Origin of the sequence: Aquimarina algicola (assembly GCF_006443095.1) — a bacterium.
GTDB classification, from domain to species: Bacteria; Bacteroidota; Bacteroidia; order Flavobacteriales; family Flavobacteriaceae; genus Aquimarina; species Aquimarina algicola.
The window spans coordinates 1,518,834-1,542,550 of the sequence record NZ_VFWZ01000002.1 but is presented as its reverse complement, the minus strand read 5'-3'; the positions used below and the strand labels follow the sequence as shown (position 1 = coordinate 1,542,550).

The window sequence follows — 23,717 nt, the reverse complement described above, 5'->3', positions numbered from 1 at the left end:
CTGTTCTGTGTGTTTTTAATATCAGTAAGTAGTACTGCCCAAAAAGCCCAAAAATTTAGCTTAAACGATTTTTATACCTATGATCCCGAGTTAGAATATGTGGTAGACTCAATATTCAACACTTTAAACGATCGACAAAAAATTGCGCAAATGATCATTACTTCTGCCGGAGAACTCGGAAAACCAGAAGTTACTGTAAAAAAGCTAGCAGAACAGGACGCTATCGGTGGAGTGGTATTTCTAAAGGGTGCTAAACAAAAACATATTGAAAGCATTGGTGCACTCAATACAATTTCTGCAACAAATAAAACCGTTCCACTTTTATTTAGCATGGACGCAGAGCCTAGTTTGTTTGGCAGTAGAATAAAAGGAGCAAAAGATGTAGGAAAAACAATTGACATCAAAACTGAAGAACAATCTAATGAGGTTGTGAATGTAATCAATCAAGAGCTTAGAGAAATAGGTGTACATCATAATTATGCCCCGGTACTAGACATCAGTTCTGGTAATGAAGCTATCAAATCCAGAAGTTATGGTGACGACCCTACTACTGTGGTTACTTTGGCTAATCAATTTATACAATGTACTCAAGAAGGAGGTATTATTGCTACTGCAAAACATTTTCCCGGTCATGGGCTTGTAAAAGGAGACACTCATAAACAAAGTGTCTATATCGATGGCAAACTACAAGAAGTTGACAATTACAAAAAGATTATCGAAGATGGTGTACTATCTATTATGGTTGCTCATATTACAATAAAAAATAATCCAGAATACGATACAAATGGCCTGCCATCTAGTTGCTCAAGAAAAATTGTTACCGGGCTACTGAAAGAAAAAATGGGATTCAAAGGTATTATTATCTCTGATGCGCTTAATATCATGAAAGCTGTTACTATTTTAGATAATGCTCCTCTACGCGTATCAAAAGCCGGTTGTGATCTGATTCTTATGCCTCGCAGTGAAATCAAAACCATTAATGCTATTCTTGCTGAAATGAAAAAAGACCCTGACTATAAGAAACAGGTGATGCAATCTGTAAAAAAAATTATCCGGTTAAAGGTTTGTGCTGGAGTGGTGGCGATCTAAAAATAAGAATTACAGATACAGTTTTCATGAAGCAGCCTAGATTGTAAAATATAGATGGTGATGACATAAAAGTGTTACACCAAAGCTTAAAAATCATTCTTTTCTATTTACAATAAATTGTGTCTTTTAGATTTGTTGGGTATGATAAATACCACATATAAGGTTTTTCTTTGGATCTTTTGTAAAGAAAACTTCCGTAATAGTAATCTTCACATTTTTCTATCAAAGATTCTGCACCTCTTAATTGTTCTATTCTTTTATAATAATTTCTAGTGCAATAAATATCCTCATAAAAATCAACACTAAATTCGTTTACGAAGGTATCTTTCTCACACAACTGAATAAATCGATTTTTTAATGAGGCTTGTAAAATCGAATATTTTTCTTCAGGAATATTTGATACATTAGAAACGAGATACGTCTCATAGATTTTTGTAATGCTTGTATTATCTGAGGATACTTTTTCTATTCTAAAACTAGTATCACAAGCAGACAGTAGTACTAAAAAAAGAATTAAAATTACACTATCTATATTTTTATACCTTATCCTTGATATACACATGTAATGATTCTAATATCTTCTATTTCAAACACCTTACTCAACAAATTCTAGATGTATGTATTTTACAAGCTAAAAATAATGAAGAATACTTGTATATTATTTAATACTCAAGTATAAATATAAAATGATTGAAGCCGTCTGAAATGAATTTTTATCTACCGGAGTGATATGTATCCCTGTTTTTTTATCTCCTTTCAAAAACTCTCCATTTTCAGACCATTCGATAAACATCCCCGAACCATTATTAATTTTTCCATCCTTGTCTATTTTTACAAGGCTCTTACCTTCTTTATTTTCAAGAATATCATCATCAGTTATTTTAGCAAGTAATTCTCCATTGTTGTCATGTAACATCCCATCTTTACTGATCTTGCCAACCAGTTGTTCTCCTACTTTAATTTCTCCTGTTTTATTTACTGCAATTCTTGTAACACCGTTTTCATCTTTAATTTCAAATTCAGAAAACTGAAGCCTAATATCTTTAGCCGTAAAACTACATAACACAGCTACTAGCAACACATAAACAACTCTTTTCATTTAATGTTTTTTTTAATTACCTGCGGTATAAATATACTTGTTTTTTGTGTAGTCAATTCAACTTTTGCCAAATTCATTACCTGACGACTAGTATAACCTTACTAAAATTGACGTCAGAAATTATTTCATCATGTCAAAAGTGCTGTAATATTCTCTCTGAAGCTTTCACCTATTGGGATTTCAGCGAGTTCAATTTCAATATCATTTTTTGTATAGGCTGTGATTTTATCCTTATTGATAATATATGAGCGATGTACCCTTATAAAACGTTCATCTAATTTTTTTTCAAAAGCTGAAATACTAGATTTAGTAACATGATTTTCTTCTGCTAAATGTATTTTTACATAATCTTTTAAGCTTTCGATATATAAGATCGCATCTAAGTATACTTTTACTTGTTTTCTTTCTTTTCTTATGTAAATAAAAGCATCTTTTTGATGGTTAGAAGTAGGAATTTCTAACGCATTTGCAACGTTGGCTCTTTGTATGGTTCTAAATTTTTCTATAGCATTAAAGAAACGCTGAAAAGTAATAGGTTTTAAAATATAATCAACTGCATTCAATTCAAAACCTTCTACGGCATAATCCCTATAGGCTGTAGTAAAAATAACCTGAGGCCTTTGTACTAGGTTTTTGAAAAAGTCAGTACCTTTTAAAACAGGCATTTCGATATCTAAAAACAGTAAATCTATTGTTTCTGATTGAAGTATCTTACTGGCTTCGATGGCGCTACTACAAGAAGCTATTACTTCAAAATCATCAAGTTGAGACAAATGTGTTTTTATAAGTCCTCTTGCCAACTTCTCGTCATCCACTATTAAACATTTGTAGGTCATTTTACCGGCAATTTTAAACACACATTAAAACTATTCTTTGCTTCTTTAAGTTCTAGAGAATACTCTTCTAAATATAACAATTCTAACTGTTTTTTTATGTTGGTTAATCCTATCGGTTTCTTATTTGTAGAAGCTCCGTTTTGCGCTATTGAGTTTGTAATATCAAACAGGATAAACCCTTCTTCAATCTCAATTTTTATATGGATGTATGCTCTTTTTAATTCTTGAGAGACCCCATGCTTAAAGGCATTTTCTATAAAAGTCAAAAGAATTAACGGAGCAATTTGAGCATCGATCACCACATTTTTATCAAAACGAATAGTAACGCGCTCATCAAATCTCACTTTTTCTAAAGCAAGATAGTTTTCTATAAGTTCGATTTCTTTTGTTAAGGATACATATTTATCATTACAACCATACAGCATATAATCTAGTATTTCAGAAAGTTTGGCAATAACCTCTGGAGTCTCATCGGATTTGTTGATAGATAAAGCATATAAGTTGTTGAGCGTATTAAACAAAAAATGCGGATTTAATTGATGTTTTAATGCGGCTAATTCTGTAGTTTTCTTTTGTTCATTTAGCTGTAAATAGTTTTGCTTTTCTTTATAAAATTTAGCGATAACCAGCACAATTGTAGGTGTCAAAATTATAGTGGATTTACTCAAAAAGATACGAGGATTAAACAGTTTTTCCCAGAAATTTTTAGTTGATTCGGATATAGAATAATCCCCTTTTTTTACGAATTGAGGAATGTGATAATACTCATGATGTGCTATAAAAATAGCAAACACTACTATTAGCAACAACAATAAGCTTATCACAAATTGAACATTCTTTTTGGGTATTAAAAAGTAGGGTATCAAAAAATATAAGCACGTATAAGCTACAATGATCTGACATAAAACATAACCGAAAAAATGAGAGATTACTTCTTGATAACCGCTGTAATGGGTTATGTTTACAGTACAAACAAAATAAGCGTACACCCCCAGCCAAAACAAAAAATGCTTAACTACCGGAAGACTAAAAAATAATGATACTTTTTTTAAACTGCTCATAAGTGCACTAAAATACAATTTTGATGAGGTTGATCATTAATAATAGCTTAAAACCAGTTTTTTGTAGCTAAAAACGGAAATCATATAGACAAAACTTAAATTCTTTCAAATTCAACTCTCTATAAGGACAAAATAGCCTATTTGTCTACTTTTTAAAATAACAATACATGCATATACTAGGTTTGCTGACCAAATGTTTTATGTAAACCTATACTTCTCATGTTTAATTATAAAAAATTAATAGTAAAAAAAGGATCGCTTTTTTTATGGGTTCTTTTAATATTAGGAATTTGTTCGTGCAACACTCAAACTCCAAAAAAATCTGAAAAAGAGTTAACCATAGAAATCGAACAAACTTTGCAAAGCTATGTCAAAGCCATCAAAACATTAGATGCTGATGCTGTGCTCGAGTTCTGGACAGAGGATTGCAGAGTTATCGAAGGTAATATTGATATCGAAGGAAAAAACAAACTAAGGGCGTTACTTATTCCTGCATACAAAACCCTAACGATTTTTGAACTTGATGTTACTACCAAAAAACTGTACATCTCAGAACATCTTGCCATACATATTACGGAGCATTCTGAAATACTTGACGAAAATGGTAAGAGAACCCGTGGCGAAAAACTCTTGGTTTGGAGAAAAGAGCATGGAAAATGGAAAATTTGCATGGACTATAGTATCCAATAATTCAGCAAAACATATTAGTCGCAATCATTAGTACACCCATCACTAAGTTTTTTAATAAAATATATGAAAAGAATCGTAATTCTTTTACTATCCATTTTTGTTCTATTTCAAGTCAATGGGCAGTCAAATTTAGAATCAAATACACTCGTTTTTAGCAATAGTACTATTCATTTGGACGGTGAATTAAATGAACCCGTATGGAACACTTTGGCTCCCGAGGGGAGTTTTCTTAATTACATCCCTAATAATGGAGATCTAGCAGCCAATCAAACAGAGGTAAAGATGTTTCATAACGGCAAAAGTTTATTTATAGGCGCCATTTACCATGATATAATGCCTAATGTTCAAATTGAATCTTTAAAACGAGATGATATCAGAACTTCTGGAGGGGAGAGCGATTCTTTTGCAATTCTTATTGACACCTATAATCAACAACAATCCGGTTATTTCTTTATTGTTAATATGGGTGGTGCCCTAATCGATGCATTAGTAGCCAGACTTAGAGACGGTTTTGAAATCAATACTAGTTGGAATACGGTTTGGAATGCTAAAACTTCTGTAAGAAGAAATCTAAAAATATTTGAAATAGAAATCCCTTTAAAAGCATTAGGCTATAAAGCGACAACTCCAGAATGGGGGATTATGTTTCATACAAGAAACATTAAATTGAATGAATGGACGACCAGTACACCAATAAGCCGTAATTACAGACAATTTGATTTGCGATTTGCCAAGACATTTAAAGTAGAAAACCTCTCAGAAAATAAATCATCCCGATTTGCTGTAATGCCATCTGTTACTATAAACCATACAGAAGATGTTGTAAACGACAATAAAGATACAGAGATACAACCAAGTCTAGATATACAATATAATGTAAGTTCTTCTTTAACTCTGGATGCCACTATAAATCCTGATTTTTCGCAGATAGATGTAGATAGGCAAGTCACCAACTTAAGTCGGTTTTCGATATTTTTTCCAGAAAGACGTAATTTCTTTTTAGAGAATAGCGACCTCTTTACCGGTTTGGGAGTAAGTGGAGTAAACCCCTTTTATTCTAGACGAATAGGCGCCGATAGTGATATCTCCTTCGGATTAAAATTATCTGGAAATATCACTCAAAAAACACGAATAGGTATGCTTAATGTAGCAACAAAATCAGAGGACGAAGACCCTGCACAAAATTATGGAGCATTGGTGATACAACAACAAATATTCAAGTCTTTTACTGCTACCGGATTTTTGATTAATAGACAAGAAACAGATGGTTTATCTTTTATAAATGATTACAATAGAGTAATGGGAATGAATGTAAATTATCAGTCGCAAAATAATAAGTGGGCAGGGCTTGCCAATTTTGCCAGTAGTCATACAAGTGATATTTCAGAAACTGATAATAATTTTTACAACTTAGGGGTTTGGTATAACAATATAAATGCATCTGGATATGCCGGGATTAGAAAAGTAGAAAGAAATTATATCACTGTTGTTGGTTTTGTACCCCGTTTATATAATTTTGATGCCGTTACAGAAAGCACCATTAGAGAGGGGTATACGCAATCTAGCGGCCGTATTACTTTGACCAAATTCTATAAAGGCTCTAAAGTTTTTGATCGTCATCGTTATTTTCATCTGGCAAACAATACATATTGGGATGAAAAAGACAAAGTTTTACAATCCACTAGTATTTTCAATAATATTTTAACATTCAAAAATCAATCTTCGTTATATGCAAGGATAACTCATGAGTATGTCAATTTAAAATATGCGTTTGACCCACTCAATAATGGAAACGCTATTGCTGTAGACCAATATAATTATACCAATGTCGGTGTAGAGTATTCTTCTGCTGATAATAAAAAGTTTCAATACGTAGGTGATATTGTTTTTGGCAGTTATTACAGTGGGTACCGAAACCAATTTAGTATTAATGCCCAATATAGGTTAATGCCTTTGGCGCGTCTACAAATTCTATATGAGCGTAATGATATAGACTTAAAAGAATTAGGAAGCGATACGTTTCATTTAGGGCGTTTTATGAGCGAAGTTTTCTTTTCTAATCGATTGAATTGGACTACTTATATACAATATAACACCCAAATTGATAATTTCAATATCAATAGTCGCTTGCAATGGGAATACAAACCGTTGTCTTATATTTATCTCGTCATTTCAGACAATTACAATCAGGATATCATTCGTAAAAACTGGGGTATTGCCTTCAAAATGAATTATAGATTTGATTTTTAGACATACTATCTTTGGATAAAACTTAAGAGAACTGTATTTTCTGTAGGGTTCGATATTCTACAAAAACAATTACCCCAATTACTATCAATTCGAGCACAAAATAAATAAATCCCAATTCAGTAATTTTATCAAAATACTCTACTATTAACCCTATAGAAATCAAAGAATACACGATATTACAAGCTATAATTACCTTTAAAAAAGGTTTTCGGTTAGTTTTGATAAATTGGTAACAACTTATGGAATAACCAAACAGACAAAAAGCAAGTACGGATAATATGTATAACACTTTTCTAGGCATGCCAAAATAGTGTTCAAATTGCGCCAAGACTCCAAACAATAAAATTGCCGAGAGCAACGCTCCGAGAGCATCGACTAGAAAAATTCTTCTTGGATGTGTTCTAAAGGTATTAAGGAAATTCACTTCTCTGTCTTTCATATAGAATATTTTCTAATCTAGGCATTTTTTTAGTTTTTTGTTTTGATTATTGTAACATTATATAGATACTTATTACTAATATTAATAAGTATAAAACTTTTAATTCTAAAATATGCTTTCAATACAAAGTCTTAATAAAACATATCCTAATGGTACACAAGCATTGAATAATGTTACTTTAACTTTAGAAAAGGGTATGTTTGGTCTTTTAGGCCCTAATGGCGCAGGAAAATCTTCATTAATGAGAACGATAGCCACGCTACAACAAGCAGACTCAGGCTCAATTATATTTGATGGCATCGATGTTTTTAAACAACCCGAAGAATTAAGAAAAATACTAGGGTATCTCCCTCAGGATTTTGGCGTATATCCAAAAGTATCTGCCGAAATGATGCTAAATCATATTGCAAAAGTAAAGGGAATCACGAATAAGCAAGAAAGAAAAGGGTATGTTGCAGATTTGTTGCAAAAGGTAAACCTCTATAAATTCAGAAATCGCAATCTTGGAGACTATTCTGGTGGAATGCGCCAACGTTTTGGTATCGCACAAGCGCTACTAGGCAATCCAAAACTGATCATTGTAGATGAACCCACGGCAGGACTTGATCCATTGGAACGTAATCGATTTCATAACTTATTAAGTGAATTAGGTGAGAATGCTGTTGTGATTTTAAGTACCCATATTGTAGACGATGTTATTAATTTGTGTCAAAACATGGCAGTATTCAATGAAGGTAAGATTCTTGTACAAGGAAATCCGCAAGAACTTTCTAATACGCTAAACGGAAAAGTATATAAAAAACAAATCGAAAAATCCGAATTAGAAAACCTTCAAAGTGAATATATCATTCTTTCGAATTACCTAAGAGGGGGGCAGTTTTATGTTAACATATACAGTGAGACTGATCCCGGAGAAGGGTTTGAAAAAGTTTCAAATACGCTGGAGGACTTCTACTTCTATTGTATCAACAAAAAAGAAGAGGAGGTTATAGCATGATAGAAATTTTACTATTTGAACTTAAATATCGTTTAAAAAGACCTGCTACATGGATCTATGCGATATTGGGGCTTGCAATTGCTATTTTGATTTCTTTTTTTGAAAAATCTGTTACCGCTCAATTTGTAAATAGTCCTAGCAATATTGTAGGAGTAATTGCTCCATTATCCATTGTTTGTATTTTCTTTTATGCAGCAATAATGGGTGTCCCTATTTTTAGAGACAAAGACCATAATACGGCACAGACCTATTTTACGTTTCCAATACGAGAAAAATCTTATGTTTTAGGTCGTTTTTTGGGTAGTTATGCTATCGCCACTTTATTGAATCTATTTATCATTATAGGTGTAATCATAGGATTCGGATTTGGTGAGTTTATGGAACGTCCTGACTATGGAACATACGGTGGTTTTGATATGCAATCTTATCTTTTACCATTTCTTTTTATCTTACAGGTTAATGCTCTTTTGATAGGTGCTTTGTTCTTTTGTCTTATGGCATTTTTCAAGAAGATGCCTATTATTTATCTAGGGGGAATCTGCCTGTTTCTATTATACAATATATCTGGAGATTTACTTTCTAGTTTAGATAATCAGTGGTTGACCCCTTACCTTGATCCTTTTGGTAACAGAGCTTTTAATTTTGTTAAAAAATATTGGTCTATAAACGAACTTAATATCAATCAACTCCCTCTTTATGGTAATTTTTTACTGAACAGAGTGATTTGGTTTTCACTAGGAATACTCTTTTTCTTGATCACCTATTTTAAATTCGATTACAAGAAATTCTTATTATCCGGCAAAAAAAGTAAGCAACTTGATACTGATATCTACAGGCCTTCTTTGGTAACCTCGGTACAACAAATTTTTAATAAAAAAACAGCAAAACAGAATCTTTGGTCTCTGAGTAAAATTGAATTTTTATCTATTGTAAAAGATCCTATTTTTTCTATTCTATTAATTATCGGTATTATCATTTCGATTATCACTGTTTTTAAAGCAAATGAAATCTACGGCACACCTAATCTACCGCTTACCAGATATGTGATTATGTATGTTTCTGGAGGGATCACATTATTATCTGCCATAATCTTAGTCATTTATTCTGGTGAAGCAGTACATAGAACCCGAAAGAATAAAACATTTGTATTTTATGATGCGCTACCGATAAGTAATTTCAGTCTTTATTTCTCAAAGATTATATCCCTAATTGGAGTTTCATTTATACTTACGCTTGTTAATATCATTATAGGAGTTCTATTTCAGACGATAAACGGATATTTTAACTATGAGTTAGATATGTACCTTACATATAACTTTATGTTGATATTCCCTGGTTTTTTGACCACTATATTGCTCGCATTCTTTGTTCATGTGTTGGTGAATAATAAATTTCTAGGTCATTTTATAGTTATCGTTCTGTATGTTGGATTACCATTATTGGTATCATTTGCTTTCAAAAGTTCAAATCCTATGCTGGTTTATGGTAGTACTACGCCATTTTTTATCAGTGACTTAAATGGTTTTGGGCATTATCTTATTGGTATTTTCTGGTTAAATCTGTATTGGATTTTGATCACAACGATCTTAATGCTCATCGGAAAAGTATTCTGGACACGAGGCTTCTTTTCTTCTGCAAAAGAACGACTGTCGATTGCAAAAAAACGATTTAATACAAAGACTGCTATAACTTTTATCGGTGTACTTATTGCTTTTGTGGGTGTTTCGGGATATTCATACTATAACCTTAAGGTACTGAACTCACTCGAAAATGGTAATTATGCAGAAAAAGTAGAAGTCGATGCCGAAAAAGAATATACTAAATATATAGGTAAAGCTCACCCACAAGTAACCGACCTGAAAGCGTTTATTGATGTTTTTCCTAAAAAACGTGATGTAAAAGCAAGAGGTGAGTTCAAAATCATAAACAATTTTAATACTGCTATTGATACATTATTTTTAGAGGTTCAATATCCCACGCATCATACCTCTCTAGAAAAAGTAGTATATAATGGTACAGAATTAACGCCAGTGAGTAAAGACTCTATATACAGAGTGTACTTCTATAAGTTGCCTAAACCTATGCAACCCAATGAAAAAGCAAACCTTACCATAGAAGTACTTGCAGAAACAAAAGGTTTTGCTAATGCCAGGGAGACAGAAGTCTTATACAATGGTTCTTTTTTTAACAGTACTATTTTTCCGAGGTTTCATTTTGAGAGGAGCTTAATTGATAATGGAGTACGTGTCAAACATGGATTAGAAAAACTAGACTATATTTTTCCTGCAAGAACAGACTCTACAGCATTAAAGAAGAATTTATTTAATGAGGATGCTAATTACATCAATTTTGAAGCAACAGTAAGCACAGCTTCAGATCAAATAGCACTAGCACCAGGTAAACTCGTAAAAAAATGGAATGAATCTGACAGGGCTTATTATCATTATAAGTTAGAATCACAAACAGATCTATTCTTTAATATTGTTTCTGCAAAATATGATGTAGAAACTTCTAGTTGGACAGCTCCAAGTGGTAAAAAAGTCGAGATCCAGATTTATCATTCTCCAAAACATAAAAGAAATCTAAAATATTTTGTAGAAGGTATAAAAGTCGCGCTTGACTATTGCTCAAAAAACTTCTATGAGTATCCTAACTCTATCATAAGAATTGTAGAGTTTCCTGCTCATGCTGTTTTTGCTCAGTCTTTTGCTACCACAATTCCTTATTCTGAGGATTTTGGATTTGCTGCAAATTTTGAAAAAGCAGAGGATTTCAACTATGCTTTCAGAGTTACAGCACACGAGGTAGCGCACCAATGGTGGGGTCATATCGTTACTCCAAGTAAAACATCAGGAGCCAATATTATTTCTGAAACCCTTGCAGAATACTCTTCTCTTATGGCAATGAAACATCAATATGGTGAAAACGGAATCAAAAACTTTTTAAAATATTCTTTGGATGAGTATTTGAGAAGTCGATCATTCAGCCTAAAACCAGAACGTTCTTTATTAAATGTAGAAATAGGACAGCATATTTGGTATCGCAAAGGTTCAATGGTTATGTATGAGCTTCAGGATTTAATCGGAGAAGACAATATCAATACTGCATTAAAAAACTTCCTTAACGAATATAAATATTTTGAAAAAGGAGTATTTCCTACCTCAGAAAATCTTTATGATGCTATTTATAAAGTAACTCCAGACTCACTCAAATATGCCGTACGAGATGGTTTCAAAAAAATTGCTTTGTATGAAAATAGAGTTCTAATTGCCAAAACCAAAGCATTAGATAACGGTAAGTATGAGACTACTTTTACTATTGATTCAAAAAAGATATATTATGATGATACCGGTAAAGAAGAACGTACTGATGATCGTACAAATTATATTGAGGTAGGTCTATTTGGAGAGGACATTGTTGATGAGCAAGAAGTTCCTCTCAAAAATCCGTATTTTTTACAAAGAAAATGGCTTAAACCCGGAAACAATACTTTTACTATAGTTACCGACAAAAAACCATTAAAAGCGGGGATAGATCCATACAATAAACTCATCGATAGAAATTCTGATGATAACTTAAAACCTGTTGAAGAGGAATAAAGGAAAGAGAGAGCAGGTGTATTTAAAATCACGATCGGATAGCGCTGTTCTGATCGTGATTTTTTTGTAAAAAAAGAAAGTATGCAAAAGTGACTTCTACATACTTTCTTAAAACAACCAGTATTTTTTAAGCTTAATATTTACTTTGTCGTAAAGATTTCAATCCTTCAAGGCTCACCTCGAAGTTATTGACTTTTTCTCTCTCTAGTAAACAAATCTTAATGCTGTTCTATCCGAAGCGGTAAATGGTCTATCTACACCACCACTACAAGCTAGCATCCAAGAACCTGACTCTGCTCCTCTAGGAGTACCAGGAACAAACAAAGCTCCAAATCTTCCTTCCGCATCAAAATCCCCTCCACAACTAAAAGAACGATCTTGCCAATCTGTATGACGGAAACCTATGGCATGCCCAATCTCATGAGCAATAACTGCTGGTGTATCCGCACGTACATTTGTACCTCCAAACACAGTAGAATTCAAAATGATAGGAGTTGCAGGTCTGCCGTTTCTTGGAAATCCTGCACTTCTTCCTAAAACAGTGCCTCCTGTTGGTGGTGGTGGAATAAATTGTAAAAGAATAGCGATGTCTGCACTACTTTGGTTAAATGTTCTTCTAAACGTAAGATTGATATTTAACTCATTGTATCTGCTTAACGCCTCATTAAAAGCAGCAACAGCATTATTACTAAAAGCAGGATCTAAAAATATATCTAGAGTAATCGCCTGATTTCTTGGCAATAAGTCCGGGGTTACATAATGTTTGCTGTTTGCTTCGTTCACAGAATGTAGTGTTTTATTTTCAAGATGATGCATCATTTCATCATCTAGAAAAATATCTCCTTCTACGACAATGCCTTCTTTACCATCCATAGTCGCTTCGTACATGCCTTCTGTACTAAAACCTAAAGATTCAACTTTTGATGTAAGTAAGGATTGTTCTGTTTCTTGTTGCTCGTTTGAATCTGTTTGACAAGATACAAGGCCAAGCATAGCCACACCTAAGCAGGTGTAAAAAACACTTTTTTTCATAATCTGAATAAGTTTGAGTTTGTATTAGGGCGGCAATATATATAAACTTTAGAAATTAAAATTTAACATCTCAAACTACAAATAATCAGAAAAAATCATGGTAAAACCATAATTAAAATACGGCAATAAAATAATTTTATTTTTAATAAGCTAGAAATTATTACTAGGAAAAAATAATTTATCATTCTGACTATATGCAAATTACGAACTGACAAAACGTGTTAAAAAAATTAAGATAATTTTGATGCAGTTCATTCACAAGAAAACATATTTTTCAATCACAAAAACGCATTATTTTAACTAAATTTTATGCTTAATGCACAAAACATTAACGTGACCATAAGAAAAAAACTAGTGAAAAAAACTGTTTTACTGAAGATTTTCAGCCGATAGATAGCTATAAGATTTCAAAAAAACATCTTACTCTCAAACTTCTAAAATCTAACTTTTTCTTATACATTAATTTAAATTTTTCTGAGAATAATAAAGTAAATTGGTTCTCAAAAGTATTGTATATTATAAACAAGGATTAACTTTTAGTTTTATATACCATATTGCTACAATGATAGATGTAACAAATCATACTGATTTTCGGTCTATCCTATTATAATTAAGATGCTATAGTGGAGCAACCTTATACCCTCTATCGATGTCTTTATATAAAAATGTCAAGTCAAAAAATTATGAATATGAACTATCATATATTTCTAGTATTCTTTTCTCTTGTAATAAGTTTATCAGGCAAAGCCCAGACAATTTCTTCTAAAGTAATTGATAAAAATACAAACCAACCTATCCCTTATGCAACGATTCAAATATCAGAAGAACAAGGAATCATTACAAACGAAGAAGGTAGGTTTACACTAAATCTTGATCAATCAACAATCAAAACAGACTCTATACATGTCTCTTCTATGGGGTATGAGAGAGTGAGCCTTGCTGTTAATAGTGTCATTGATAGCATTATATATATCACTCCCAAGGCAATAGAACTAAAAAGTGTTTTTGTCTCAAATAAGAATCTTACTGTTGATGAAATTATAGAAAATGTTATTGATCGGTTAGAAGACAATTACCATTTTGATATGACTCAGCAACGACTGTTTTACAGACAATCCGATTTTAATAAGCTTAATAAATTAAGCCTCGAATTTAAGAAGTCTACCATCGAAGAGCTTAACAAAAAGTTTATTGATAGTGTAACCAGGCTTATCCCCAGAAAATCTGAATATTATATAGAAACCTTATGTGATTTTTATGGTGATCTCGATAAAAGAAAAATTAATATTATCAAGGCCGCAGAATTATACGATAAAAATAATCTTGGCTCGATGGATGATTTATCTAAAAGATTAGAAAAAATCTTTAAAGAAAATGTGAAACCGGATTCATATCTAAAAATCAAATCCGGAATTTTTGGCACAAAAGTACAGGTTGATTCTATTCTGGAAAATGATAATGAGGCTGTTAGCGCTGCAAAAGATCAAGTAGCATCAAAAAACAAAAACAAATTTGTAAAACATCGCAAATCAACCCTAAAAGATCTATTGGGGAATATGTTTTTTTATGAAGATTCTAAGTTAAACTTTATACACAAACCCGGCAGATACCTATTCAAACTCGAAGACTATACCTATATAGACGATAGCAGCGTATACATTATTACGTTTTCTCCCAAACGTAGAGAAGATTTTAAAGGTACAATTTATGTAAACACTCAGGATTATGCTATAATGAGGGTAGAATATCAAAATGTAAAATGGCTCAGAAACTTTAAGTTATTAGGGCTTAGTTACAAAGAAACATTGTACAAAGGAAAAACAATTTTTACCAAAGGTCTTGATCAAAAATACACGCTTAAGTACCTAGAAAAAACACAAGGCAACACATTTGGTGTTGATCGCCCTCTAAAAGTGATTGAAAAAAACAAACATGTAAAAGGGAGACGCAAGCAAAATGAACTCTCTTTAGACATTGATGCTGTAAACAAGAATGTTAGCAAGTTTGAAGTTGTTGTTTTTAATACAAAACAATTAACCGAGAGTGCCTATAATAATAGCAAAGAAAATAAATCGATACGGCCCAAATACTTATCACAATATAATCCCGGCTTTTGGAAAGGGTATAACATCATAGAACCCAATACTGCAATAAGAGAATTTACAGCAGCTCCGGATACAGAATAGCTAGGTTTCTATATATATATTAATATTACAAGTATTATGATAAACACAAAATAGTATCGTAATACGATTAATTACCTTCAATAGATATTATAGAGGCACACCTAGACAACGATTTAAATCTCAATTATCGAGTAAAACATTAAAAAATCAACAATCAAGCTCAAACGTTTAACGAACAGCATTAAATTTTTGATAATTCCTCTTAAATTTTTCACACTTATCACCAAACGTTTAACCTCAAAGACCAAATTATGGGTAAAAAAGACGAAGTGTTTAACTTCAAAGGTTGAAATTTTAAGAAGTGTAACTCAAATTTTGGCCTTGATCTTTAAAATTTTAACGCGCAAGGTTGAAATTTTGACTTCACACGTTAAAATTTCAACGTATTCAATAGAAATTTTGATCATAAAGACCCAACGGAAGGTAAAAAAGACGTAATCGACAAAACAGAAGAACCTTTTTACCAATAATACAGCATTACACCCTACTATACAATACTACCATCTAGCAAATTAATGACTCTCGAGCCATATTGTGCATTTTTTTCTGAATGTGTAACCTGTATAATCGTAACTCCTTGCTTATTAAGCTCTTTAAAAGTCTCCATAATTTCCTCACCTTGCTTAGAGTTAAGATTTCCTGTAGGTTCGTCTGCAAGAATTAATTTTGGACTTGCAATAAGTGCTCGTGCAATACCTACTAATTGTTGTTGTCCTCCGCTCAATTGGGTTGGAAAAAGATCTTTTTTACCTACAATATTAAACTGATCCAATATATCGGCTACCAAAGCTTTTCGTTCAGAAGAGTTATATTTTTTATATAATAATGGCATTTCTAAATTTTCTTTTACCGTTAATTCATCGATTAAGTGGTAGGATTGAAAAACAAACCCCATATACTGTTTGTATAGATTAGAACGGTGTTTTTCTCTTAATTTGTGAACAGATTGATCCAAAAATGTATATTCACCTTCATTAAAGGTGTCTAACATACCTATAACATTTAATAATGTAGATTTTCCTGATCCTGATGGCCCCATAATAGAGATAAAATCACCCTCATTAACCCAAAAGTTAATGTCTTTGAGCAAAGAAATCTTTTGTCCTCCTGATTGTACCCATTTTGATACGTTTTTTAATTGTAATAACATTTTTTTATTTTTTTATTTACCATATTGTTTTTCTAATCGTCTTTTAAAGCTTTGACAGGGTTATCCGTAGCAGCTTTAAAACTTTGCCAACTTACCGTAAGTAAAGTAATCAATAAAGCTATGAAACCTGCAGATATATATGTCCATACTCCGATTGTAGTACGTACTGCAAAATTTTCTAACCATGTATTCATACTATACCAAGCAATAGGTATAGCTAGTAGAAATGCTAAACCTATCCATTTTATAAAATCGATATTCAAAAGCTTAAGGATCTTAAACACACTTGCGCCATTTACTTTTCTAATACCTATCTCTTTTCTACGTTGTATACAGGTATATGAGGTTAACCCAAATAACCCTAATCCTGCTATTATGATTGCCAATAATGTAAATATGTTGAATACATCACCAAATTTTTTATCCTCTTGATATTGAGCTTGAAATTCTTTGTCTATAAAAGTGGTTTTGAATATACTGTTTGAAAACGTCTTTTTTGATGTACGTTTCAGGTCAGCAATAATATCATTGTACCCAGAAATCGAGGTACTATTAGCATCTAATTTTATTAGTAAGTTACTGATATCAAAACCATTTATAAAAATTATGGGTACTGTAGGCATTTTTACCCCAAAGTGATGATAATTTTTAATCACTCCAATTATAGTCCACTCATTATCCCAAAACTTTACTTTTTTACCAATGGCTTCTTGTGCGCCTTTTGCTTCAATTTTTTTAATAAAGTTCTCATTAACAATTATATTTTTATTGTCATTGCTTTTACTGGTAGATGTAAATGTATTTCCTGCTCGAAATTCGATCCCCATTACTTCAAAGAAATTAGGCTGCACGTCATAATTATAATATACATTATGTTGTTCTTCTACTCCATCTGGCCTTGTGATTCCCATAAAAGATGATAACCCTTCAAAACCTCCACCGGGATACGTTTGTGCAATCGTAGCGCTTTTTACAAAAGGTAGTTTGTTTACTTCTTGTTGCAATGTTAGCATATCATCTACCAACAAAGAATCTGTTTTATTCTCTAGGAGCGTTCCACTAATTGCTATGATGTTATTTAAATCAGAACCAATCGGCTGATCTTGCATAAACCTGATTTGTTTATTTACTACTAATGTGCCTACCAGTAATACTATAGTTGCCAAAAATTGCAGTATAATCAATCCTTTTCTCACATTTAATCCATTTGCAGAAGCTCTTATCTTTCCTTTTAATGCTTTGGAAGGAGAATAATTACTTAGTATTATCGCAGGATACAACCCAACTATTAGTATACCAAGGAGCAAAATACCGAGTATCGGAAGAATTCTAAAGACAATTGCCGAATCAAGTTCTAAGACATGACCGGTTAGCGAATTATATAATGGGATGATCAGTACAGCGATCAAAATTGCAATTCCAATAGCTAACAGATTTAAAATAAACGATTCAAGAAGGGATTGCAAAATGAGTTGTCGTTTTTGTGCTCCCGATACTTTTCGTATTCCAATCTCTTTTGAGCGTTCCATTGATTTTGTAGTTGACAGATTAATATAATTCAACCATGACAAAATAATAATGATAAAAGCAATTGCTGTCAAAAACTTCACTCTCATAATGCTTCCATTGGCTTCTGCTTCATAAGGTTTGTTTGAGTATAAGTGTATATCCTCTATGGGTTCTATATTATGGCGTTCCTCACTATTTGATTCAAAATTGCTATTTATAATTTTGTCCTGCAATACTGCTATATCAGTTTTTGGGTCAATGTGTAGATATGTAAAATATTCATTCAAATTCCAATTTAACCGCGGTTGAGATGGGAACCCTTCCCAGGATTTCATGGTATCAAAAGAAATTAGATACTTGATTTTAAAATGTGTGTTTTCTGCAATATCCTTCATTACCCCTGTTACGGTAGTGACCAAAGGTTTGGTATAAAACATTGTAATGGTTTTACCTATTGGATCTTGATCTCCAAATATTTTTTGCGCAAGCGTTTCTGTAAGCACAATAGAATTAGGCTGAAGTAATGCTGTATTTATATCTCCTTTAATAAGACGTTTATCAAAAACCTTAAAATATGAGTGATCAGCAAGATTACCATTGTTTACTTCGAAGAACTTATCGTTGTGCTGCAAAACGGTTTCGCCAAAACGATAAAAACGTACATAATCCAGTACTTCGGGAAACTCATTTGCAAACGCAGGTCCAATGGCGTTATAAGACTGTGCATCTCCGGGAACATATTGATCTCCCTCCAAATAGTCCATATACACTCTATAAACATTTTCTGATCCTCGAAAACGGTCAAAACTACGTTCATAATTCACATATACCATGATTAGAATAAAAGAGGTTACTCCTATTGCTAATCCAAGGATATTGATAAAAGAATACAATTTATTCTTAAAAAGATATCGGACCGCTATTTTAAAATATAAAGTATACATACATCATTAAAAATATTATCAATACTCATTGACTATTTACTACTCTGTTTTCAAACTCTTTACTGGGTTTTGCATAGCAGCCTTAATAGCATGAGAGCTTATTGTGATCAATGCTATAGTAAGGATCATAAAACCTGCGCTCAAAAAAACATGCAACCCTATATCTGTTTTGTAAGCAAATTTCTCAAGCCAATTGTTCATGATCAAAATGGCAATAGGAAAAGCAATTATAATCGCTATCAAAACCAACTTGACAAAATCAAGTGAAAGCATTTGTGTAATTCTGGTAACGCTGGCTCCAAGGACTTTTCTGATACCAATTTCTTTGGTACGTTGCTCTGCAGTAAAAGCTGCCAATCCAAAAAGGCCTAGACAAGCAATCAAAATCGCCAAACCACAAAACATGACATAAATTTGAGCAATCTTTTGCTCATAAGTATATAGATTTTGTAGTCTCTTGTTCAAAAACTCAAACTCAAAAATTGCATCTGGCGCTATCTTCTTAAAAGTAGCTTCCAACTGTTGTATTGAACTGCTTACATTTGATCCCGTAGTGCGCACCAGAAGATATCTTTTGGACTCTCTTGTACCATTATGAAAGGCATAGGCTCCAATAGGAATATGTAAAGAAGAAAAATTAAAATCATTTACTACCCCTACAACATAAAAAATCCTATTATTCATATATACTTTTTTACCAACAACCTCTTTGATATCATATCCAAGTTGTTTCACAGCCTTTGCATTAAGTACCATTTCTTTGATCGTATCAGCATCTTGCTTATTTTCAGAAAGTCGCTTTCCTTCTAACATGTTAAGCTTTAGTACATCCACAAAATTTGGATCTACAGCATTTGATCTAATATCGATATATGTTGCAAAATCTTGAGTTCTTGATAGTGAATTTCCACTTACATCAACACTGGGAAATCCTTGTGCTTTTGTAACATGAGATATAGTAGCCAAAGACTCAAAAGCTTTTACCAAAGTATGTTGTTTTTGTGGTGTTTGTATTGCAGTTATAGGTATCGCTACTACATTTTCGGGGTCAAAACCTAATTCCTTATTTTGCATAAATTGAAGTTGTTTATGCATGATGATCACACTTACGATTAATACTGCAGATGCTGCAAATTGTAAAATTACCAGTCCTTTTCTAACTAGAATCGTATTTTTTCCCATTCTAAAAGATGGCTTAAGCATCATCCCTGTCGAAGCTTTTGATAAAAAAATAGCAGGATAAGACCCGGCAATCAAAGTAACAATAAGCCAAATAACGATCATTCCAAATATAAAATATACATTCCCCAGCATCGCAATATCAAGGGTACTTTGAAAAACAGTATTAAAAAAAGGTAGCATAACAATAGTAAACACAATACCTATAATCATAGCGATGCAAGTAAGTAAAGCTGTTTCGACATAAAACCTAAATATCAATGTTCTTGAAGTCGCTCCTAATGTTTTATTGACTCCTATATCTTTAGCTTTTTTTTGAGAATGGGCAGTAATTAAGTTCATGTAATTAATACAAGCGATAAGTAAAATCAAAATGGCAAGAAAAGATAAGTTTTGGATTTCGTTGATATCGCCTATTTTACTTGAATAGTTATCTTTATAAGAAGCTGAGTATAAATGAACACGTTCTAAAGGTTGTAATGTAAAAGAGTACCATTGCTCATCTTTTGGAATATTTTTGTCTACAATCTGCTGAATACTTTGTTGTATATCATCAACAAAAGTGTTAGGTTTCAATAAACAATAAGTTTCAAAACTTGCATTGCCCCAACTTGGGTTAAGATGGTACTGTAGTGATGTAAATGAAACAATTATATCACAACTTAGACTGCTATTTGAGGGGAAATCTTTAAAAACTCCTTTTACTTCGAGTTGCTCACTATTATTAAGTGTAATAAGTTTGCCCAAAGGGTTATCATTCCCAAAATATTTTTGGGCGGTACTTTCTGATAACACTACAGTATTGGGATCGTTTAATATAGTGGTACTCTGCCCCACTATAAATTCAATATCAAAGATTTTAAATAATGCTGCATCTGCCCAATACAATTTTTGTTCTGAAAAATGTTTTTGATTTGCTTTTATAATTGCAGCATTGCCACCATAGTCATGTTTTAGTAATCTTGATGCGTATTCAATTTCAGGAATTTCATTTTGTAAAGCAGGGCTTAATGCAGAGGGAATTCCTGTCCAAATTTCTTTTGCTACACCATCTTCGGTATGCAACAACACTCTATGGATACGATCTTGATTTGTATACATCTTGTCGAAACTAAGCTCTGCATGTATATACAAGAGTAATACTATAGTAACTGCAATACCAATAGATAGACCCAGAATATTGATTACAGAAAACAGTTTACTCCCTTTTAGGTTTCTCCACGCTATTTTTAGATAATTCATATACATAATGGGTGGTTTAAATAACAGTTATTCATCCTTCAAAGCTTCTACAGGGTTTCTATTGGCAGCAATTATAGTTTGAGTACTTACGGTAAGGATAGTGATAATTAATACGAATGCACCAGCGGTCAAAAAATACCATATACTTGTTCCTGCATTATATGCAAACCCTGATAGCCAGCTATTAGTAAGGACATAGCTTATAGGTAGACCCAAACAGATCGCTACCAAAACAAGTTTTACAAATTCTTTAGAGAGTAAAAAAGAAATATGTGCGCTACTGTCTCCTAGTACTTTCCGGATACCAACTTCTTTCTTTCTTCTTTCTGCGGTAAAAGAGACCAAGCCAAAAAGCCCCAAACATGAAATCAATATCGCCAATACTGCAAAATATCTTGATAGTTTTGCAATTCGCTGCTCTGATAAGTATAATTTTTGGTAGTTTTCGTCAAGAAAACTATAATCGAACAAAAAGTTAGGATTGTATTCTTTGTAAAAGGTATTTAAGTTAGCGATCGCTTCTTTTTCTCTTCCTTTTTCTATTTTCACCATAAACTTAGAGAGTCTATCAGGCCAAAAACTGATCAACATCGGTTTAATATCTTCATGCAATGATTGAAAATGAAAATTTTTGACAACCCCTACGATTTCTTTTTGTTTTCCCCAAAAAGAAATTGTTTTTCCTACCGGATCTTTAAGATTCATATGATTAATGGCTGCTTCATTAAAAATCACCTTAGTATTTTCTGATTTAAAATTTTCAGAAAAGGCTCTTCCTTGTAAGACGTCAATATTCAACATTTCAATGAGATCATAGTATGCTATCATGTGCTCAAATTGAGTATAGTCATTTGGATCTTTCCCTTCCCAATCAAATCCACCAACTTCCCAACTATTACCGGTCATCCTATTACGTGTGCAAGAAGCATTGACTACACCGGGAACTTTTTTTAATGCAGACAAAAAAGTATGGATATAATTATTATCAAGAGTTTTTCCTTCTCGATCAAAATGAATCACTTGCTCTTTAGAATATCCTAAATTTTTATTTTGAATAAATTCAATTTGTTTGTAGATCACCAGTACCGACACAATTAAAATGATAGAAATTGTATATTGTATAATTACAAGTCCTTTTCGTGTCCATAATTCTCCAACAGAAGTATTTAATTTACCTTTTAAAATAGTAGCAGGCTTAAATCCTGATAAGTACAATGCGGGATAGCTTCCTGATAATAAACCAGTAAACAAAGTAATACTCAATAATGCTATAAGAAGTGTACTATCGAGAGTAATTGTAAGTTGTTTTCCCGTTATTTGGTTAAACTCCGGAAGTAATAGAAGTACAAAAATCATAGCAAGAAATAACGCCATAAATGCTAGTACAACTGCTTCTGTCAAATATTGAAAAACAAGTGTTTTTTTACTTGCTCCAATCGCTTTTTTGATCCCAATCTCTTTTAATCGTCTTGAAACTTTTGCTGTAGACAAATTCATAAAATTGATACATGCAATAATCAAGATAAATAGAGCTATGATAGAAAAAAGTTTTACATATGTAATTCTACCACCTGTCTGTATACCATCTTTATAGTTACCATACAGATATTCATCAGAATATTTTTTTAGAAATGGAGTTCGGTATATTTGATCATTATTTGTTTTCTGCTTTATAAAATCTTTTATTTTTAGATTAAACGCCACTACATCTGTTTCGGGTTTCATTTTTAAATATGCATAAGTACCCGAACTACCCCATTCCATAAGATTGGGTTGAACAAGTATTCGTTCTTCATAAGAGAGAACAAAATCAAAATTTTCTGAAGATTTTGTAGGTACATCTTTGAATATACCTGAGACAACATATTTTTTCTTTTTTTGGAAGTCTATTGTTTTTCCGATTGCGTTTTGTGTAGTTCCAAACAAATTTTTTGCAAGCGACTCTGACAATAAAATACTATTGGTATTCGTCCAGATTGTATTTTTATTTCCTTCAATAATTGGGAAAGAAAAAATATCAAAAAACGTTTTTCCCACATAATACCCATCTGCTTTTATCGTTTTGTCTTCTACAAAAATTGAAGCATTTTTAGGGTATTTTGCTACACGAGTTGCCTGCTCGATTTCTGGCATTTCTTCTACTAACAAAGGTATTATAATACCAGATGTATGTGGGCTTACCGATTTTTCATCTGCAAAGTCGAGAGTTTCCATCAAATGAAAAATCTGGTTTTGATGCTTATGGAATTTATCTACATGCAACTCATCACTCACCCATAGATAAATTAATATACTACAAGTTAAAGCTGTAGAAAGCCCAATAATATTGATTATAAAGGGAATTTTATATTTTTTGATACTCCTCATGTAGAGGATAAGATGATGTTTCAACATAATTATTCATTTTTTGATGTG

16 protein-coding genes are annotated in these 23,717 nt (G+C 32.3%); 6 read left to right on the top strand and 10 right to left on the bottom strand.

Annotated elements, in window-relative coordinates; all coding sequences use genetic code 11:
- The first annotated feature begins 9 nt into the window (after positions 1-9).
- Positions 10-1,089, top strand: a complete 1,080-nt coding sequence (locus FHK87_RS10705) for a glycoside hydrolase family 3 N-terminal domain-containing protein (protein ID WP_226294187.1) — start codon at positions 10-12, stop codon at positions 1,087-1,089.
- A 103-nt stretch (positions 1,090-1,192) separates the two neighbouring features.
- Here FHK87_RS10705 and FHK87_RS10700 read toward each other — a convergent pair whose 3' ends face one another.
- From FHK87_RS10700 to FHK87_RS10685, 4 genes are all read right to left on the bottom strand, one after another.
- On the bottom strand, positions 1,193-1,651 hold the full coding sequence (locus FHK87_RS10700) for a hypothetical protein (RefSeq protein WP_140592671.1): 459 nt from the start codon (positions 1,649-1,651) through the stop codon (positions 1,193-1,195).
- A 96-nt stretch (positions 1,652-1,747) separates the two neighbouring features.
- A complete protein-coding gene (locus tag FHK87_RS10695; RefSeq protein WP_140592670.1) occupies positions 1,748-2,188 on the bottom strand; it encodes a hypothetical protein in 441 nt (146 codons plus the stop codon).
- A 128-nt stretch (positions 2,189-2,316) separates the two neighbouring features.
- Positions 2,317-3,024: a LytR/AlgR family response regulator transcription factor gene (locus FHK87_RS10690; protein ID WP_140592669.1), complete on the bottom strand. Its 708-nt coding sequence runs from the start codon at positions 3,022-3,024 to the stop codon at positions 2,317-2,319.
- The gene (locus tag FHK87_RS10685; protein ID WP_226294186.1) at positions 3,021-3,848 is read right to left on the bottom strand and encodes a sensor histidine kinase; all 828 of its coding nucleotides are present in this window, start codon (positions 3,846-3,848) and stop codon (positions 3,021-3,023) included. Before FHK87_RS10685 ends, FHK87_RS10690 begins: the two co-directional genes overlap by 4 nt.
- A gap of 456 nt (positions 3,849-4,304) precedes the next feature.
- Here FHK87_RS10685 and FHK87_RS10680 point away from each other — a divergent pair, with 456 nt between their 5' ends.
- Both FHK87_RS10680 and FHK87_RS10675 read left to right on the top strand, forming a co-directional pair.
- The gene (locus FHK87_RS10680) at positions 4,305-4,775 is read left to right on the top strand and encodes a YybH family protein (protein ID WP_140592667.1); all 471 of its coding nucleotides are present in this window, start codon (positions 4,305-4,307) and stop codon (positions 4,773-4,775) included.
- Positions 4,776-4,838: 63 nt separating this feature from the next.
- Entirely contained in the window at positions 4,839-7,025 is a 2,187-nt protein-coding gene (locus tag FHK87_RS10675; protein WP_140592666.1) for a DUF5916 domain-containing protein, read from the top strand.
- Between the two features lie 22 nt (positions 7,026-7,047).
- On the opposite strand, the gene FHK87_RS10670 is transcribed toward FHK87_RS10675, so the two are convergent.
- Positions 7,048-7,464: a hypothetical protein gene (locus tag FHK87_RS10670; RefSeq protein ID WP_140592665.1), complete on the bottom strand. Its 417-nt coding sequence runs from the start codon at positions 7,462-7,464 to the stop codon at positions 7,048-7,050.
- A gap of 112 nt (positions 7,465-7,576) precedes the next feature.
- Here FHK87_RS10670 and FHK87_RS10665 point away from each other — a divergent pair, with 112 nt between their 5' ends.
- Together FHK87_RS10665 and FHK87_RS10660 are read left to right on the top strand one after the other, a co-directional pair.
- Complete coding sequence (locus FHK87_RS10665; RefSeq protein ID WP_140592664.1) at positions 7,577-8,461, top strand: ABC transporter ATP-binding protein; 885 nt, start codon at positions 7,577-7,579, stop codon at positions 8,459-8,461.
- A complete protein-coding gene (locus FHK87_RS10660) occupies positions 8,458-12,060 on the top strand; it encodes an ABC transporter permease/M1 family aminopeptidase (RefSeq protein ID WP_140592663.1) in 3,603 nt (1,200 codons plus the stop codon). The genes FHK87_RS10665 and FHK87_RS10660 overlap by 4 nt, the downstream gene beginning before the upstream one ends.
- A gap of 204 nt (positions 12,061-12,264) precedes the next feature.
- Here FHK87_RS10660 and FHK87_RS10655 read toward each other — a convergent pair whose 3' ends face one another.
- Positions 12,265-13,092: a M57 family metalloprotease gene (locus tag FHK87_RS10655; RefSeq protein ID WP_140592662.1), complete on the bottom strand. Its 828-nt coding sequence runs from the start codon at positions 13,090-13,092 to the stop codon at positions 12,265-12,267.
- Between the two features lie 689 nt (positions 13,093-13,781).
- Here FHK87_RS10655 and FHK87_RS10650 point away from each other — a divergent pair.
- Entirely contained in the window at positions 13,782-15,278 is a 1,497-nt protein-coding gene (locus FHK87_RS10650) for a carboxypeptidase-like regulatory domain-containing protein (protein WP_226294185.1), read from the top strand.
- A 487-nt stretch (positions 15,279-15,765) separates the two neighbouring features.
- On the opposite strand, the gene FHK87_RS10645 is transcribed toward FHK87_RS10650, so the two are convergent.
- The 4 genes from FHK87_RS10645 to FHK87_RS10630 are packed head-to-tail and all read right to left on the bottom strand — an operon-like array spanning position 15,766 to position 23,696.
- A complete protein-coding gene (locus FHK87_RS10645; RefSeq protein ID WP_140592660.1) occupies positions 15,766-16,428 on the bottom strand; it encodes an ABC transporter ATP-binding protein in 663 nt (220 codons plus the stop codon).
- Positions 16,429-16,460: 32 nt separating this feature from the next.
- Positions 16,461-18,881, bottom strand: a complete 2,421-nt coding sequence (locus tag FHK87_RS10640; RefSeq protein WP_140592659.1) for an ABC transporter permease — start codon at positions 18,879-18,881, stop codon at positions 16,461-16,463.
- Positions 18,882-18,920: 39 nt separating this feature from the next.
- Positions 18,921-21,302, bottom strand: a complete 2,382-nt coding sequence (locus tag FHK87_RS10635) for an ABC transporter permease (protein WP_226294184.1) — start codon at positions 21,300-21,302, stop codon at positions 18,921-18,923.
- A 27-nt stretch (positions 21,303-21,329) separates the two neighbouring features.
- Positions 21,330-23,696 carry an ABC transporter permease gene (locus FHK87_RS10630; protein WP_140592657.1) on the bottom strand — a complete coding sequence of 789 codons (2,367 nt, stop codon included), beginning with the start codon at positions 23,694-23,696 and terminating at the stop codon, positions 21,330-21,332.
- Positions 23,697-23,717 lie beyond the last annotated feature (21 nt).

Excerpts from the sequence above, each read along its gene's own strand:
- FHK87_RS10700 (WP_140592671.1), bottom strand. The coding sequence starts at position 1,651 with ATGTGTATATCAAGGATAAGGTATAAAAATATAGATAGTGTAATTTTA.
- FHK87_RS10695 (WP_140592670.1), bottom strand. The coding sequence starts at position 2,188 with ATGAAAAGAGTTGTTTATGTGTTGCTAGTAGCTGTGTTATGTAGTTTT.
- FHK87_RS10690 (WP_140592669.1), bottom strand. The coding sequence starts at position 3,024 with ATGACCTACAAATGTTTAATAGTGGATGACGAGAAGTTGGCAAGAGGA.
- FHK87_RS10680 (WP_140592667.1), top strand. The coding sequence starts at position 4,305 with ATGTTTAATTATAAAAAATTAATAGTAAAAAAAGGATCGCTTTTTTTA.
- FHK87_RS10675 (WP_140592666.1), top strand. The coding sequence starts at position 4,839 with ATGAAAAGAATCGTAATTCTTTTACTATCCATTTTTGTTCTATTTCAA.
- FHK87_RS10670 (WP_140592665.1), bottom strand. The coding sequence starts at position 7,464 with ATGAAAGACAGAGAAGTGAATTTCCTTAATACCTTTAGAACACATCCA.
- FHK87_RS10665 (WP_140592664.1), top strand. The coding sequence starts at position 7,577 with ATGCTTTCAATACAAAGTCTTAATAAAACATATCCTAATGGTACACAA.
- FHK87_RS10660 (WP_140592663.1), top strand. The coding sequence starts at position 8,458 with ATGATAGAAATTTTACTATTTGAACTTAAATATCGTTTAAAAAGACCT.
- FHK87_RS10655 (WP_140592662.1), bottom strand. The coding sequence starts at position 13,092 with ATGAAAAAAAGTGTTTTTTACACCTGCTTAGGTGTGGCTATGCTTGGC.
- FHK87_RS10650 (WP_226294185.1), top strand. The coding sequence starts at position 13,782 with ATGAACTATCATATATTTCTAGTATTCTTTTCTCTTGTAATAAGTTTA.
- FHK87_RS10645 (WP_140592660.1), bottom strand. The coding sequence starts at position 16,428 with ATGTTATTACAATTAAAAAACGTATCAAAATGGGTACAATCAGGAGGA.
- FHK87_RS10640 (WP_140592659.1), bottom strand. The coding sequence starts at position 18,881 with ATGTATACTTTATATTTTAAAATAGCGGTCCGATATCTTTTTAAGAAT.
- FHK87_RS10635 (WP_226294184.1), bottom strand. The coding sequence starts at position 21,302 with ATGAATTATCTAAAAATAGCGTGGAGAAACCTAAAAGGGAGTAAACTG.
- FHK87_RS10630 (WP_140592657.1), bottom strand. The coding sequence starts at position 23,696 with ATGTTGAAACATCATCTTATCCTCTACATGAGGAGTATCAAAAAATAT.